The sequence below is a fragment of the Pseudarthrobacter sp. 1C304 genome (assembly GCF_052245515.1).
Lineage (GTDB): Bacteria > Actinomycetota > Actinomycetes > Actinomycetales > Micrococcaceae > Arthrobacter.
This window is the reverse complement of record NZ_JBQQCH010000001.1, coordinates 120,241-135,828: the sequence shown is the minus strand read 5'-3', so window position 1 is coordinate 135,828 and position 15,588 is coordinate 120,241. Positions and strand designations below refer to the sequence as shown.

Annotated in this window: 13 protein-coding genes; 12 read left to right on the top strand and 1 reads right to left on the bottom strand. The window is 70.4% G+C overall.

From position 1 onward, the window contains the following. Positions 1-138 precede the first annotated feature (138 nt). The 12 genes from ACTWQD_RS00645 to ACTWQD_RS00590 all read left to right on the top strand — a co-directional run bounded on the left by ACTWQD_RS00645 (position 139) and on the right by ACTWQD_RS00590 (position 14,609). Positions 139-1,086 (top strand): diacylglycerol/lipid kinase family protein, encoded by a 948-nt coding sequence (locus tag ACTWQD_RS00645; protein ID WP_443194282.1) that lies wholly within the window; start codon positions 139-141, stop codon positions 1,084-1,086. Positions 1,087-1,309: 223 nt separating this feature from the next. Beyond that, positions 1,310-2,827: a sugar transferase gene (locus tag ACTWQD_RS00640; protein WP_443194281.1), complete on the top strand. Its 1,518-nt coding sequence runs from the start codon at positions 1,310-1,312 to the stop codon at positions 2,825-2,827. A 17-nt stretch (positions 2,828-2,844) separates the two neighbouring features. Then, a complete protein-coding gene (locus ACTWQD_RS00635) occupies positions 2,845-3,957 on the top strand; it encodes a Gfo/Idh/MocA family protein (protein ID WP_443194280.1) in 1,113 nt (370 codons plus the stop codon). Beyond that, positions 3,954-4,949 carry an NAD-dependent epimerase/dehydratase family protein gene (locus tag ACTWQD_RS00630; RefSeq protein WP_443194279.1) on the top strand — a complete coding sequence of 332 codons (996 nt, stop codon included), beginning with the start codon at positions 3,954-3,956 and terminating at the stop codon, positions 4,947-4,949. The genes ACTWQD_RS00635 and ACTWQD_RS00630 overlap by 4 nt, the downstream gene beginning before the upstream one ends. Positions 4,950-4,987: 38 nt before the next feature. Next, positions 4,988-6,118, top strand: coding sequence for a DegT/DnrJ/EryC1/StrS family aminotransferase (locus ACTWQD_RS00625; RefSeq protein WP_443194894.1), 1,131 nt, complete (start codon positions 4,988-4,990; stop codon positions 6,116-6,118). After that, a complete protein-coding gene (locus tag ACTWQD_RS00620; RefSeq protein WP_443194278.1) occupies positions 6,111-6,770 on the top strand; it encodes a NeuD/PglB/VioB family sugar acetyltransferase in 660 nt (219 codons plus the stop codon). The genes ACTWQD_RS00625 and ACTWQD_RS00620 overlap by 8 nt, the downstream gene beginning before the upstream one ends. A gap of 26 nt (positions 6,771-6,796) precedes the next feature. Continuing rightward, complete coding sequence (locus ACTWQD_RS00615; RefSeq protein WP_443194893.1) at positions 6,797-7,936, top strand: DegT/DnrJ/EryC1/StrS family aminotransferase; 1,140 nt, start codon at positions 6,797-6,799, stop codon at positions 7,934-7,936. Next, complete coding sequence (locus ACTWQD_RS00610; RefSeq protein ID WP_443194277.1) at positions 7,933-9,162, top strand: glycosyltransferase; 1,230 nt, start codon at positions 7,933-7,935, stop codon at positions 9,160-9,162. The genes ACTWQD_RS00615 and ACTWQD_RS00610 overlap by 4 nt, the downstream gene beginning before the upstream one ends. Continuing rightward, a complete protein-coding gene (locus tag ACTWQD_RS00605; RefSeq protein WP_443194276.1) occupies positions 9,159-9,779 on the top strand; it encodes an acyltransferase in 621 nt (206 codons plus the stop codon). The genes ACTWQD_RS00610 and ACTWQD_RS00605 overlap by 4 nt, the downstream gene beginning before the upstream one ends. Beyond that, entirely contained in the window at positions 9,769-12,390 is a 2,622-nt protein-coding gene (locus ACTWQD_RS00600; protein ID WP_443194275.1) for a WecB/TagA/CpsF family glycosyltransferase, read from the top strand. The genes ACTWQD_RS00605 and ACTWQD_RS00600 overlap by 11 nt, the downstream gene beginning before the upstream one ends. Beyond that, on the top strand, positions 12,384-13,754 hold the full coding sequence (locus ACTWQD_RS00595; RefSeq protein WP_443194274.1) for an O-antigen ligase family protein: 1,371 nt from the start codon (positions 12,384-12,386) through the stop codon (positions 13,752-13,754). The genes ACTWQD_RS00600 and ACTWQD_RS00595 overlap by 7 nt, the downstream gene beginning before the upstream one ends. Positions 13,755-13,763: 9 nt before the next feature. Next, positions 13,764-14,609: a chain-length determining protein gene (locus tag ACTWQD_RS00590; RefSeq protein WP_443194273.1), complete on the top strand. Its 846-nt coding sequence runs from the start codon at positions 13,764-13,766 to the stop codon at positions 14,607-14,609. Positions 14,610-14,652: 43 nt separating this feature from the next. Here the strand turns inward: ACTWQD_RS00590 and ACTWQD_RS00585 are convergent, their stop codons facing one another. Beyond that, complete coding sequence (locus ACTWQD_RS00585) at positions 14,653-15,534, bottom strand: amino acid-binding protein (protein WP_443194892.1); 882 nt, start codon at positions 15,532-15,534, stop codon at positions 14,653-14,655. Positions 15,535-15,588: the final 54 nt, after the last annotated feature.

Below are 15,588 nucleotides of genomic sequence, written 5' to 3'. Positions count from 1 at the left end.
GCACCCGGGCACGGCCAGTCTAGTGACCCCGCCGCACGAACGTCCACGGGCCGCACCGCGGCTGCGCCGGTTAGGCCCGGAACCCCGCTAGGATTTCAATCCGGGACACCCCACGCCCGCCTGCCTCAGAAGGATGCCATGCCAGAGAACAATCACGCGCCTGACAGCACCCCCCGGGTCCGGCGCGCCGCCGTCGTCATCAACCCGGCCAAATCTGTCGGTGAGGCGCTCAAGGGCGCCATTTTCCGGCTGTGCGAAACGCAGGGCTGGGCCGAGCCGCTGTGGCTGGAAACCACTGTCGAAGACCCGGGCGTCGGCCAGGCGCGCGAGGCGCTGAAAGCCGGCGTCGACGTCGTGATCGCCGCCGGCGGCGACGGAACCGTCCGCTGCGTCGCGGAGGTGCTGGCCGGCACCGGAACGCCCATGGGCCTGGTGCCACTGGGCACCGGCAACCTGCTGGCCCGCAACCTCGGAGTGGACATTACCGATCCGGTGTCCGCCTGCTACGACGTGCTCAACGGCAGCGAGCAGGCCATCGACGTCGTGAAATCCCGCCTGAACCGCGCGGACGACGAGCAGGTGTTCCTCGTCATGGCCGGCTTGGGGTACGACGCCGCCATCATGGCGGACACCGTCGACGTGCTGAAGGACCGCATGGGCTGGCTTGCCTACGTGGAGGCCGGCATCCGCAAACTCCCCGGCAAACCGGTGAAGGCGAGCATCAGCGTCGACGGCAAGGAACCCGTCCGCCGCCGCATCCGCAGCGTGATGATCGGAAACTGCGGCCGGATCATGGGCGGCATTGAGATCTTCCCGGACGCCAAGATCGACGACGGTGTGCTGGACCTTCTGGTCCTCGCCCCGCGCGGCCGGCTGGGCTGGCTGGGAGTGGTGGCTGGCATCTTTGGCCGGAACAAGAACGAGACCGAGTCAGTGGAGTATTTCCAGGGCAAGTCCGCGGAGATCACGCTGGAGCGCGAACAGGAGTTCCAGCTGGACGGCGACCACCTTGGCACCGGAACGCATCTTGCGGTGACGGTCGAGCGCGGCGGGCTGTTGGTCCGGATGGCCGCCACCGGCGTGTAGCGTCCCCGCCCCGCGGGCCGGCTACTTGTCAGCCGGGCTTCCCGTGCAGATGCGGGGGCGGCGGTCCGGGTAGTGAGTACTACCCGGGCCGCCCCACCGGCGATGATTCGCAAAGGCAAGTATCGGTTCGGGTAAGAACCACTCGTGACCGGCGCGCTCCCACCAACTTGGATTGGCTCAGGCATCAATCGATGCAGCCAATTGCCTTTGGGAGGGAGTCGCAGTGGCTCGCGCATTCCTTGTCGCCCCGGATGTCCGTTTTGCCAACCGGGCACCCCATTTTCATCCGGACCAGGCGGCGCAGGTCCCGCCGCTCTCCGGCCGCGAGTGGGCGCGGTTCCTGCGCCGCGTGCTGCACACCTCGGATGCCCTGCTGGTCAGCATCATTGTCCTGGCCGGCTTCCTCGTCCACTCCGAGGGCAACCCGCGCTTCGGATCGGCCCTGGCGGACTTCAACGGGGCACTCATCGGAGCCACCCTCGGCGCGATGTGGGCTGCCGCCCTGGCCCTTTACCGCACCAGGGACCCGAAAATCCTGGGCGCCGGGAGCAGCGAGTACAAGCGCGTGGCCGCCGCCAGCGTTGCGGTCTTCGGCCTGCTTGCTGTCGGGCTGGTGACGTTCCGTGTGCAGCCGGCGTCGGCTTTCTATCACGTATCCCTCCCGCTGGGGCTGGTCCTCCTGCCCGCCAGCCGCTGGGCGGCCCGCCGCTGGTACAACGGGCGCCAGGCCCACGGGCAATACCTCGTCAAAGCGGTGGTTATCGGGCAGCCCGAGGATGTGCGGTACGTGCTCAAGCGGATCGCCCGGAAGTCGGGCGCCTTCTACGAGATTCTCGGTGTATCGCTGCCCGGCGGACGGCGGGGCACCTGGTTCGATGCCGACGGGCGCCGCATGCAGGTGCTCTCCTCCACCGATGACGTGGTCAGGACGGTGGGCATCTGCGGGGCGGAGGCGGTCATCGTGGCAGGTCCCGTGCCGGGTGGCAACCAGTTCATCCGCGAACTGGGCTGGGGGCTGGAGGAGCACCGGGCGGAACTGGTGCTGGCCTCCTCCCTGACCAACGTTGCGGGCCCCCGGATCCACTGGCGCCCGGTGGAAGGGCTGCCGCTGATGCATGTCGACGTGCCCCGTTACAGCGGCGCCAAACACGCCTGCAAGCGGCTGCTCGATATCGCGGTGGCCGGCACGGCACTGGTCCTGCTCTCGCCCGTGCTCCTGGCTCTGGCTCTTATCGTCAAACTCGACAGCCCCGGGCCGGTCCTCTTCCGGCAGGAGCGGGTGGGCAAGGCCGGGCAACCATTCCGGATGCTCAAATTCCGGTCCATGGTGGTCAACGCCGAGGCCGCGCTGGACGCGCTGGGGGTGCACAACCAGGGCGCCGGTGTCCTCTTCAAAATGCACAACGATCCCCGGGTCACGCGCTGCGGTCGCTGGATGCGCCGGTTCTCGCTGGACGAGTTGCCCCAGTTCTGGAACGTCCTCACGGGCGAGATGAGCCTGGTGGGGCCCCGCCCGCCGCTGCCGCGCGAGGTGGGCCGCTACGAGCGCCACACGCGCCGGAGGCTTCTGATCAAACCCGGGATCACCGGGCTGTGGCAGGTCAACGGCAGGTCCGACCTGCCGTGGGACGAGGCCGTGCGCCTCGATCTCTATTACGTCGAAAACTGGTCGATCATGGGTGACGTCATCATCATGTGGCGCACCTTCCGAGCTATGTGCGCGCCAGCCGGCGCTTACTGACGGAGTGAGGATACACAATGGATGAATCACGTTCGGGGTACTTCCGCGGCCTGGAACCGGTCGCGGCCGGCGGCCCGCTCAGGGTCGCCGTCGTCGGCGCCGGCTACTGGGGGCCCAACCTGGCCCGGAATTTCACTGCCAGCCCTGACTGGGACCTGGCCGGCATCGTGGACCTGGACCGGGCCAGGGCTGCGGGGCTCGCGGCCGCCCAGGGCGGCGCTCCGGTCTTCGCCTCCATCGACGAACTGCTGGACACAGCGGACGTCGACGCCGTGGCCATCGCGACGCCGGCCCACACACATCACGGGATCGCGCTGACGGCCCTCAAAGCGGGGAAGCATGTGCTGGTCGAAAAGCCCCTCGCGGACAGCCGGGTCAAGGGACTGGAGATGGTCGAGGAGGCGGAGGAACGCGGCCTGGTGCTGATGGCGGACCACACCTACTGCTACACCCCGGCCGTGCTGAAGATCCGCGAGTTGATCGCGGACGGGTCGCTGGGCGAGATCCTCTTCATCGACTCGGTCCGGATCAACCTAGGGCTCGTGCAGCCGGACGTGGACGTCTTCTGGGACCTCGCCCCGCATGACCTGTCCATCCTCGACTTCATCCTCCCCGACGGGCTGCGGCCGGCGGAAGTGTCAGCGCACGGCGCGGATCCGCTCGGAACAGGCCAGGCCTGCGTCGGGCACCTGAACTTCGCGCTCGCCAATGACGCCATGGCCCACGTCCACGTCAACTGGCTGAGCCCGACCAAGATCCGCCAGCTGGTGGTGGGCGGCTCCCGGCGGACCCTGGTCTGGGACGACCTGAACCCCCAGCAGCGGCTCAGCGTCTACGACCGTGGAGTCAGCCTCGAGCGGCAATCGCCGTCGGCGGCGGACCGGAAGGCCTCCGCCATCTCCTACCGGCTGGGCGACACATGGTCCCCGGCACTGCCCGAACACGAGGCCCTCGGCCAGATGGTGGCCGAGTTCGCCGCCAGCATCCGGCAGCACCGCCCCGCCCGGACCAGCGGGGCCTCCGGCCTCCGCGTGCTGTCCGTCCTGGAGGCCGTCAGCGACAGCCTCAGCGCGGACGGGAAGGCCAGCGTCGTCGTCGGCACCGAGGCGCGGCTGGGGGCAACCCGATGAGCATCCTGCAGGGCGCACAGGTCCTGGTCACAGGCGGAGCGGGCACCATCGGTTCCACGGTGGTGGACCACCTGCTCGACGCCGGCGCCGGCCGGGTGGACGTGCTCGACAACCTGGTGCGCGGCCGGCGCGCCAACCTCGGCCCGGCGCTGGCCGGCGGGCGGGTGGAACTCATCGAGGGCGACCTCCGGGACCGGGACCTGGTCCACGACCTGAGCCGGGGCAAGGACATCGTCTTCCACCAGGCGGCCATCCGGATCACCCAGTGCGCCGAGGAACCCCGGCTCGCCCTCGAGGTGCTGGTGGACGGGACCTTCAACGTGCTCGAGGCGGCGTCCGCGCAGCGGGTCGGGAAGCTGGTGGCGGCCTCGAGCGCCTCGGTCTACGGCATGGCGGAGACGTTCCCGACGCCGGAACGCCACCACCACTACAACAACGACACGTTCTACGGCGCGGCGAAGTCCTTCAACGAGGCCATGGCCCGCAGCTTCCGCGCCATGTCCGGGCTGGACTACGTCCTGCTGCGCTACTTCAACGTGTACGGCCCGCGGATGGACGTCCACGGCCTGTACACCGAGGTGCTGGTGCGCTGGATGGAGCGCGTCGACGACGGGCTTCCGCCCCTGATCTTCGGCGACGGACGGCAGACCATGGACTTCGTCCACGCGAGGGACGTGGCCCGGGCCAACATCCTGGCCGCGGGCAGCGGGGCGGTCGACGGCGTCTACAACGTCGCCAGCGGCGCCGAGACCAGCCTGCTGGAACTGGCCGAGGCGCTGCTGCGGGCCATGGATTCGGACCTCCACGTTGAGCACGGCCCCGAACGCGCCGTCAACGGCGTCGTCAGGCGGCAGGCGGATACGGCCGCGGCGTGGCGGGACCTCGGATTCAGGGCGGAAACCGGCCTCGAGGAGGGCCTGCGGGAACTCGTTGACTGGTGGCGGCCCCTGCGCGCAGAGATTGCCGACGCCAGGGTCGGCGGTGCGCGGTGATCCTCGACCAGGACCGGTCCCTGAGCCGGATCAACGTCATGAAGCCGTGGCTCGGGGCGGAAGAGGCTGCGGCGGTGGCCGAGGTCATCGCCTCCGGCTGGGTGGCGCAGGGTCCCCGCGTGGCGCGCTTCGAGGAAGCCTTCGCGGCCGCTCAGCAGGCCGGCCACGCCGTGGCGGTCTCCAACTGCACCACGGCGCTGCACCTGGCACTGAAAGTGGCCGGCGTCGGGCCCGGGGACGACGTGGTAGTCCCCTCCCTGTCCTTCATCGCCACCGCCAACGCTGCCACGTACGTCGGGGCACGGCCGGTCTTCGCCGACGTCGAGGCGGACACCGGGAACGTGTCCGTGCGCACCCTCGCCGCCGCCCTCACCCCGGCCACCCGGGCCGTGATCGTGGTGGACCAGGGCGGCATGCCGGTGGACCTCGATCCGATCCGCGCCCTCTGCGACGGGCTGGGCATCACCGTCATCGAGGATGCGGCCTGCGCGGCGGGCAGCACCTACCGGGGCCGTCCGGCGGGAGCGGGCGCCGAGATCGCCGCCTGGTCCTTCCACCCGCGCAAGATCCTCACCACCGGGGAGGGCGGGATGCTGACGCTGCGCAACGCCGGCTGGGCCGACCGTGCCCGGAAGCTCCGCGAACACGCCATGAGCGTCTCCGCGAACGACCGCCATGCCTCGATCCTGGCGCCCGCGGAGGAATACGGGGAGATCGGGTTCAACTACCGGATGACCGACATGCAGGCCGCCGTCGGGCTGGTGCAGCTGGACCGGCTGGGCGAGGCGGTGTCCCGGCGCCGGGCCATCGCCGCGGCCTACCGGAAGGCGCTCGCCGGCGTCGAGGGCCTGCGGTTCAGCGAGGACCCCCTCTACGGCACCAGCAACTTCCAGTCTTTCTGGGTGGAGGTCCTGCCGGAGTTCGCCCTGGGCCGGGACGAACTGCTGGAACGGCTGGCGCTGGACGGAATTTCCGCCCGGCGCGGCATCATGGCCGCGCACCGGCAGCCCGCCTACGCCGGGTTGGACACCGGCCGGGCAGACCTGTCCGTGACCGAGCGGCTCACGGACCACACCGTGATCCTGCCCGTCTACCACCAGCTGACCCTGGACGAGCAGTCCCGGGTCATCCGTTCGATCCTGAAGGCTGCGGGGGAGTTCCATGACTGAGTTGCTGCTGCTCGGTGCCAGCGGCCTGGCCCGGGAGGTGCTGGCCTGCGTCCGCGAGGAGGGCCAGTTCGACGTCGTCGGAGTGCTCGACGACGACGAATCCAGGGCGGGGACGGACCTGGACGGCGCACCGATCCTGGGACCCGCCAGCCTCGCCCTCCGGTACCCGGAGGCCCGGGCGGTTGTCTGCATCGGGCCGGGCGCCGGGCGTGAACGGGTGGTTGCCCGGCTGGCCGGGCTGGGGTTCCCGGCCCACCGCTTCGCGACCGTGGTGGACCGCTCTGTCAGGGTCCCGTACTGCTGCGACGTTGGTCCCGGAAGCATCTTGCTGGGGAACGTCACGCTCACCGCCGGAATCACAGTGGGCAGCCATGTGGTGATGATGCCCGGCGTAACGCTGACCCACGACGTGGTGGTGGAGGACTTCGCCACCCTCGCCGCGGGCGTCTCGCTGGGCGGCGGCGTTCGAATCGGGCGTGCCGCGTACCTGGGCATGAATTCGTCGGTGCGTGAAGCCAGGGCGGTGGGCGCCGGAAGCCGCGTCGGAATGGGGGCCGCCGTCCTGGTTGACGTGCCCGACGGGGAGACCTGGGCCGGTGTTCCGGCCCGGGTGCTCGAACCCTCAGCGGCCGCCGCGGGAGGCGGGCGGTGACCCGGCCGGCGGGCGGCAGCGTCCCCATGGTTGACCTGGCCGCCCAGCAGGACGAGATCGCCGACGAAGTCGCCACGGGGCTGAAGGACATCTTCACTCAGGGGTCGTTTATCGGGGGACCCGCGGTCGCGGACTTCGAGCAGGCGTACGCGCGGTTCCTCGGCGCCGGGAACTGCGTAGGGGTGGCCAACGGCACCGACGCCCTGGAGCTGGCACTGCGCGCGTGCGGGGTGAGGCCCGGGGGCGAGGTCATCCTGCCCGCCAACACGTTCATCGCCACCGCGGAGGCGGTGAGCCGGATCGCTGCGGTGCCGGTCCTTGTGGACGTCGACCCGGTGCACCTCCTGGTCGAGCCGGACCAGGTGGCCGCTGCGGTGACCTCCCGGACCCAGGCGATCATGCCGGTCCACCTCTTCGGCCAGACAGCGTTTGTGGAGCGGCTGGCCCCGGTGGCGGAGGCCTGCGGCGCCGTTATTGTCGAAGACGCCGCCCAGGCCCAGGGTGCCTCCCGGCACGGCCGGTCCGCCGGCACGCTGGGGCACGCGGCCGGCACCAGCTTCTATCCGGGCAAGAACCTCGGCGCCGCCGGGGACGCAGGGGCGGTGCTGACGGACGACGACGGCACGGCCGCCCGGGTGCGGATGCTGGGCGCCCACGGCAGCGAACGGAAGTACCAGCACGACGCGATCGGCATGAACTCGCGCCTCGACACCATCCAGGCGGTGGTGCTCCACGCCAAGCTGCGCCGGCTGGCCGGGTGGAACGAGCGGCGGCGGCGCGCCGCGGACCGCTACCAGGAACTCCTGGCGGACCTGCCGGGCGTGATCCTTCCGCGCACGGCCGAGGGCAACGTCGACGTCTGGCATTTGTATGTCATCCGGGTCGCGGAACGGGACCGGGTCCTTGCCGCGCTGAACGGTGCAGGAATCGGCGCCGGCATCCACTACCCGGTGCCGGTGCACCTCAGCCGCGCCTACCGGGAGCTGGGCTACGGCCCCGGCGACTTCCCCGTCGCGGAGCGGGCTGCCGGCGGCATCCTGTCGCTGCCGATATTCCCGCACATCAGCGAGACGCAGCAGCAGTATGTGGCGGACCAGCTGCGGGCCGCCCTGCAGCGCCCCAGTACCCCGTCCGCCCACCCACTCCGGGCCGGAGGCCGGGCATGAACGGCCAGGGACCCGTCGTCTGGATAGCCGGCACCAGCTGGGACGGCGTCGCCGGAACCGACAAACGCCTGGTCGAATCGCTGGCCAGGTTCCGCCCCGTGCTGTGGGTTGACCCGCCCGCCCGCGCATCGCTGAAAACGGCGGGCCGGCTGTGGACCCGCCGGGAGTCCCCCGGCACGGACCGGCCGGCGGACCCGGTCCGGGTGGCCGGCTCGATCCTGCGCCTCCGGGTGGCCGCGCCCCCGGGGGTGACGCGGCCCGGCGTGCGCGCTCTGACGGCGCTGCTGCTGGAGCGTGCCATCAGCGCAGCCCTGGTCCGGACCGGCTGGGAGCCCGAGGCGGTGGTGGTCGCCAACCCGCTGGCCCGCTTCCCCGGGAAGGTGCCGGGGAGCAAGACCCTGTACCTCACTGACGACTGGATTGCAGGGGCACGCCTCATGGGTTTGTCGCGCGCGGTCATCCGCCGGGTGCTGGAGGCCAACCTCGCCCAGGCCGACGGGGTGGCGGCGGTCTCGGCGGAACTCCTGGCCCAGGCCGTGGCGCTCCGCCCGTCCGCGCCCGGGACAGTCTCCGCCGTGGTCCCCAACGGCTGCCCCGAGCCGGCACCGCCGTCGTCCACCCGCCGCACGCCCACAGCGTGCCTCGTCGGCCAGCTCAATGAACGGCTGGACCTCGACCTGCTCGAAGCCGTGCAGGCCTCCGGCGAGGACATGGTGGTGATCGGGCCGCGGGCCGACCGGGACCCCGCCTTCCGGCGCCGGCTGGATGCGCTCCTGGCAGCCGGCAACGTCCGCTGGCTGGGACGCCTCGAAGCCGCCGAGCTGCAGCACCAGCTGGGCGTGCACGGCGTGGGACTGACGCCGTACGCCGACTCCTCCTTCAACCGGGCCAGCTTCCCGCTGAAAACCCTTGAGTACCTGGCAGCCGGCATGGCCGTGGTCTCCACGGACATGCCGTCCGCGCGGTGGCTGGGCACCGGCCTGATCACCCTGACGTCGGTGCCGCAGGAATTCGCGCTGGCGGTCAAGGCGGCCCTGGCCCGGGTTGACGACCAGGACCAGGAGCGCCTCAGGAAAGAGTTCGCCGCGCAGCACACCTGGGGCGCCCGGGGCGCCGAGTTCCAGCGCTTTCTGACGTCGGCAGGGAACTCCTCCGGACGCCGGACCACGGGGACCGCCAACATGTCCCGGCGCCCTGCGACACAACTTTCGGGAGGATCGAGATGACAACCATTTCCGGGACAGCAGACGTGGCAGAGACGGCACGGATCGGGAACGGGACGCAGGTGTGGCATCTGGCGCAGATCCGGGAGGATGCCACCGTGGGCCGGAACTGCATTGTGGGCCGCGGCGCGTATATCGGCCCCGCAGTGGTGGTCGGCGACAACTGCAAGCTGCAGAACTACGCCCTGGTCTACGAACCGGCCGTTCTGGGTGCCGGCGTGTTTGTGGGCCCGGCGGCGGTGCTCACCAATGACCTGCACCCCAGGGCCGTCACCCCGGAGGGGAAACTCAAGGGCGCCGACGACTGGGTTGCCGTGGGCGTGACCGTCGGAGACGGGGCCTCCATCGGGGCGGGCGCCGTCTGTGTCGCCCCGGTCCGGATCGGGGCCTGGGCCACGGTTGCCGCCGGGGCGGTGGTGGCCCGGGATGTTCCCGCCTACGCCGTGGTGGCCGGGGTGCCTGCCCGGCAGATGGGCTGGGTGGGCAAGGCCGGGCACCGGCTCAAGCCCGACCGCGGCCATACCTGGCTCTGCCCGGAAACCGGTGCGCGCTACGACGAAATCAACGGGCAACTGCAGCCCGCGGAATCCACTGACGGGCGGGGCGGACATGCTGGGTAACAACAAAGTCATTCTTGGCGGCACTCCGGTGGACCTGATGGATCCCGAACCGGCGCTGGAGCGGATCCTCGACCGGGCCCGCCGCGGCCGCGTTCGGCGGCCGCTCGGAGTGGCGTCCGTCAATCTGGACCACCTGCACCACTTCGGCACCGGCGGCCGCTGGGCCGGCACGCTGCACGCCGACCCCGCTAGCACCGTGGAGTGGCTCTACCTGCTGGACGGGGCGCCCCTGGTGTCCCAGTCCCAGCGGCTCACCGGACACCGGTGGCCGCGGCTGGCCGGCAGCGACCTGGCCTCCCCCCTCCTGGTGCGGGCGGGGGAGCTTGGGCTGCGCGTGGGATTCCTGGGCGGGTCTGCCGCCAACCAGCAGCTCCTGGCCCGGAAGATCGCCACTGACCATCCCGGCCTGAAACTTGTCGGCATGTGGTGCCCCAGCCGCGAGGAGCTGGCCTCCACCGCGGACTCCGAACGGATTGCCAGGGACATTTCCCGCGCCGGCGTCGACATCCTCTACGTGGGGCTCGGCAAACCGCGCCAGGAACTCTGGATCGACCGGTACGCGGAGCTCACGGGGGCGGCCGTCCTGCTGGCTTTCGGCGCCGCCGTCGACTTCCTCGCCGGGCGCGTCCAGCGGGCACCCCAGTGGTTTTGCGAGCACGGACTGGAGTGGGGGTACCGGCTGGCCCTGGAGCCCAAACGGCTGGCCGGGCGTTACCTGGTTGACGGGCCCCCGGCCTACCTGAAGCTGCGGACCACCTCCTGCTGTGTGCCGCCGGCCAGGACGGACAGCCCGACGGCGGCGGACCCGGCCCCCCGGACACCCGGCCACTTCACCGGGCCCGACGGCACGGCGGACGCTGCAGTGATCATCGTGACCTACAACAGTGCAGGCTGCCTGGATGCGCTGCTCAAGAGCCTCAGGGCCGAAACGGCCGACCTGACCCTGCGCGTCATCGTGGCAGACAATTCCTCCAGCGACGGAACGCTGGAGTCCGCGCGCACCCGGCACCCGGACGTGCTGGCCTTCGCAACCGGCGGGAACCTGGGATACTCCGGCGGCATCAACGCAGCCATGCGGAAGGTGGGCGAAGCTGCCGCCATTGTGGTGTTGAACCCCGATCTCACCGTGGGACGCGGTTCCCTGGCGGCCATGATGCAGCGGCTGCGTGCCTCGCAGGCGGGTGCGGTGGTCCCGCGCCTGCTGAACCCCGGCGGGAGCACCAGCCTGTCGCTGTACCGCGAGCCCACCATCGCCACCGCCGTCGGCGACGCACTGCTGGGCCGGCGGGCGCCCAACCGGCCGGCCTGGCTTTCCGGCACTGACCTCAACCCGGAGAGCTACGCCCATCCCCACACGGTGGACTGGGCGACCGGCGCGGCGCTGATGGTCCGCCGCCCGGTGGCGGACGCACTCGCCTGGGACGAGTCCTACTTCCTTTACAGCGAAGAGACCGACTTCTTCCGGAGCCTGCGCACCATGGGGGAGACCGTCTGGTACGAACCTGCGGCGGTGATGGGCCACGCCGGCGGGGCCTCCGGCAGCTCCCCCCGGCTGAATGCGCTCCTGGCAGTCAACCGCGTCCGCTACATCCGTAAGTACCATTCTGCGGCCTACGCGGCGGTGTTCCACGGGGTGGTGGCATTCTCGGAGCTGTTGCGGTGCTGGAAACCGGACCGCAGGGGTGTGCTGCAGACGGTGCTCCACGAGGAGCGCTGGGTAGCCCTGCCAGGACAGGCTCCGGACCCGGCCGCGGAACCGTCAAAAGCCGCGGTCAGGATCCCTCATGGGTCGGTGATTATCCCGGCGCACAACGAGGCCGCCGTGATCGCCCGGACCCTGGCGCCGCTCGCCCCCCTGGCCGCGGCCGGCCAGCTGGAGGTCATTGTGGCCTGCAACGGCTGCACCGATGACACCGCTGCGATCGCGCGGCAGTTCGAGGGCGTGCACGTCCTGGAGTTGCCGCAGCCGTCCAAGACTGCCGCCCTCAACGCCGGGGACGCCGTCGCCTCGTTCTGGCCCCGGCTGTACCTCGACGCGGACGTGCAGGTCAGCCCGGGAACGGTGGGCGAAGTCCTCAGCGCCCTGGTCGACGGAGAGGTGCTGGCGGCCCGGCCGGCCGTGCGCTTTGATCTCCAGGACGCCCACCCTCTGATCCACTCGTACTACCGGACCCGCCAGCAGCTGCCGGTGGCCCGCAGCGGCCTGTGGGGCGGCGGCGTGTATGCCCTCTCCCAGGAAGGACGGCAGCGCTTCGAGCAGTTCCCGGATCTGATCGCCGATGACCTCTTCGTGGACCGCCTCTTCGAGCCCGGCGAAAAGGCCGTCCTGGACGGCGACCCGGCGGTGGTCTGCCCGCCGCGCACGCCCAAGGACCACGTGGCGGTGCTGCACCGCGTCTACCGCGGCAACGCCGAGCAGCGCGGCGGGCACGGCAGTGCCGGCCGGACGCTGTCCGAGGTGGTGCGCACTATCCGCGGGCCGTTGTCCGCCGGCCATGCGCTGGTCTACGTGGGGTTCGCCTTTGCCGGCCGCCGAGGGAGCGGCCGGCCAGGGGCCTGGGAGCGGGATGCCAGCACCCGGCAGCCCGCGGGCGGCGGTGGCCCGTGCTGACAAGCGCACCGGCTCCGGCGCTGCCCGCCCACCGAAAATCCACGGGACCGCCCTGGCTGCTCAAGGCGGCCGGCTTCTCCATCCTGGCATTTCCGCCCTACATGGTGCTGGAGCCGATCGGCGCCAGCAGCAGCCTGGCGCAACTGCTCGCCCTGGGCGTCTTCGGGCTCTGGGCCATTTCGTCGTTGCTGGGGCTGCACGATCCGGTGGCGTTCCGGCACCCGGGGCGGGCCGCCGTCCTGGCCCTCCTGCTGGCCTCGTGCCTGAGCTACGCGCACCTCTTCGCCGGGCTCAGCGGGGCCAGCACCATCGACGGGCGGGCAGCGGCTGACCGCTGGATGCTCCTGATGTTCGCGGCGGCCGGCATAGCCTTTGTCACCACCGACTGCGTGCGGACCGTCAAGGACGCCATGGAGATCACCAGGTGGGTGATCGCCGGTGGTGCGGTATGCAGCGTGGCGGCAGTCATCCAGTTCACCACGCAGACGAATCCCGTCGACTGGATCAGCGCCATCATGGTGGGATTCGTGGAAAACGGGGACTTTGACGCCTTCCAGGCCCGCGGCTCGCTCATGCGGGTGGCGGGCACCACACTGCACCCCATCGAACTCGGTGTTGTCAGTGCCATGCTCCTGCCCCTCGCCATGTGGCGGGCACTTTATGACTGGCGGGGCAAGAAAGCGCTGCACTGGATTGTTGTGGGCCTGTTCGTGCTCGCCAATGCCCTCACTGTCTCCCGGTCCGGTTTGCTGGCACTGGTCATCGCCCTGGCCGTCACCGTTCCCTTTCTGCCCAGGACCGCACGGCAGTGGGCCACAATCGTCATGCCGCTGGGCGCCGCGGGACTCTTCATCGCCGTTCCGGGCCTCATTTCCACGCTGTTCAAAACTGCGACGGCGGGAAGCTCGGACTCGTCCATCACGTACCGGACCGAGGACTATCCGCTGGCCCTTCGCCTGGTCGCGGACCGACCTTGGTTCGGGACCGGACCGGGAACCTGGATCCCCACGAATGCGCTCGATATTTTCGACAACGAGTACCTGCTTACGGCCGTGACAATGGGCGTCGTGGGATTGGTGGGGCTGATTGCCTACCTCCTGATTCCGGCCCTCGCCGCGGTGGCCGCCGCCAGGAACGCTGAGGGGGCCGAGCTGAAACTGCTGGCCGCCTCGGCCGCAGCTGCCGGGCTCATCGCCACCGTGGCCTCAGGCACCTTCGACTCTATGTCGTTCCCGGCGTTTGCCCTGCTTTATCCGTTTTTCATAGGTCTGTCAGGCGCGTCCTGGCTGATGGTCAAGAGCCACATTGAACACGGTCCGGCGGTTCCCTCGGGGACGCAACCGGTCCGGCAACCCGGGGGATAGGAAGAGACTATGGATCCGATTTCGGTACTCAAAACGCTGTGGCGGCACAAGTGGGCCGCCCTGCCCATTGCCCTGCTGACAATTTTCGCCTGCCTCTACGTGATGTTCTTCGCCCAGCGAACGTATGAGGCCACCATGACCTACGCCCTGCTCAGCCCCAAGGTGCCCACCGAGGCGGAACTGCAGGCCCGGCCGGAACTTGCCGCGGTCAACGGAGACAACCCGTACCTGCGCAGCGGCGACCGTGCGCTCCTGGCGCAGGTGCTGATCACCAAGCTCGGCGCGCAGGAGACCGCGGAGCAGTTGGCATCCCTGGGGCTGGGGGCGGAGTACACCGTGGCGCAATCCCTGAGCTCAGGTTCCGGCATGCTGGTGGAGATTGCGGCTTCGGGAAAGTCGCCCGCCCAGGCGGTGGACACCGCCACGGAACTCGGCAAGCGGCTCAACAGCACACTGCGCGACGTGCAGACCATCAACGGTGCGGACGACAGCTACCTGTATACGGCGCTGGCCATTGACGGCCCGGGCCAGGCGGCTGAGATCTTCTCCAGCAGGCTCCGCACGCTGATCATCGTCGCCGTGGTGGGTGCGCTGCTGCTGTTTGTGTCAGTGTCCGTGGCGCGCTCCGTGGAACTGGCACGGGCGCGGCGGCCCGTCGTCGAGAAGCCGGCAAAACATCTTGACCGGGACGCGGACGGGAGGGCGGAAGTGACCGGCGTCCGGGCCGGCAGGGACCATGGCGCCGCCCGGCAGGCGCGCCGCGTGGAGCGGGCGGAGCAGGCGCCCGCTGAACCCGGCCCGGAAACGTCCCTGGTGACGGTACCCGACCGGGAGGTCCGCTCGCACAGGAGCTAAGTGATCCCGGCAGGGCGGTTCGGCGGTGGGGAAACCCGTCCCGTCAGCGGCCGGCGGCCGGTCGGTGCGCGAGAATTTCGGCGAGTTCGGCCAGCCGGTGTGCCCGGGCCGATTCCGCCGGGGTAAACGGCTCGCCGGGACGGACGAACGTGATTGGACCGTGCCACGCGGTCGGGATCCGCAACACGCTCCCGTCCGCCGGCACCGCGGCCTGACCCGCCCCGGTGCCGGCCGAGGCATCGGTGTCCGTATCCGGCACGGGTGCGATCCGCGCGTGCAGCAGCTCAGCCACTGCCATCGGCAGTTCCTCGGGGTTGGCCGCTATCCGGGCTGCGAGGCTCAGTGCCCCCGTCTGCCCGTCGGCCATGGCCAGCGCCGTGGTGGGCCAGACCTGCGGTTCGCTGCCGCCGCCGTCGCGCAGGGCCTGCAGAAGCTCCGCTTCGCGCAGTCCGCCGGGCGCGGACAGCACGAATTCGTCCAGCACACCTCCGTTGACCGGGTGCACGTGGATGCTCAGGATGTTGGTGTCCAGCCGTGCCAGCGCGTGGGTGAGCTTCTGCAGCGATCCGGGCAGGTCCTTCACCACAGTCCGGGCCCGCCACAGGGCAGGTGCCTGGCCGAGGCGGCTGCGGTGGCGCAGGGCGGGGGCATGCAGCCAGGTCCGCAGTATCCGCGTCGCCGACGGTTCCGCCACCCAGATGACCAGGATGGTGGCGGTCAGTGTGAGGACAAGGACTTTGGCCACATAGGGCAGGGCGGTACTGACCACGGCCGCGTGGACCATCAGTTCGATGGGCAACATCACGGCGACGTTCGCCACGGTCAGCCTGGTCTTGGTGGGTTCGGGCATCTGGCCGCAGACTTCACAGCTCAGTTCCGAGGGGGACGGGGTTTTGCCGGGTGTCTTGCCGCGGGCTGGGGGCATCATGGGTCCCATGGTGTCCGTCCGCTGTTACGGTCCCGTTGCTGGGCCGTGAAG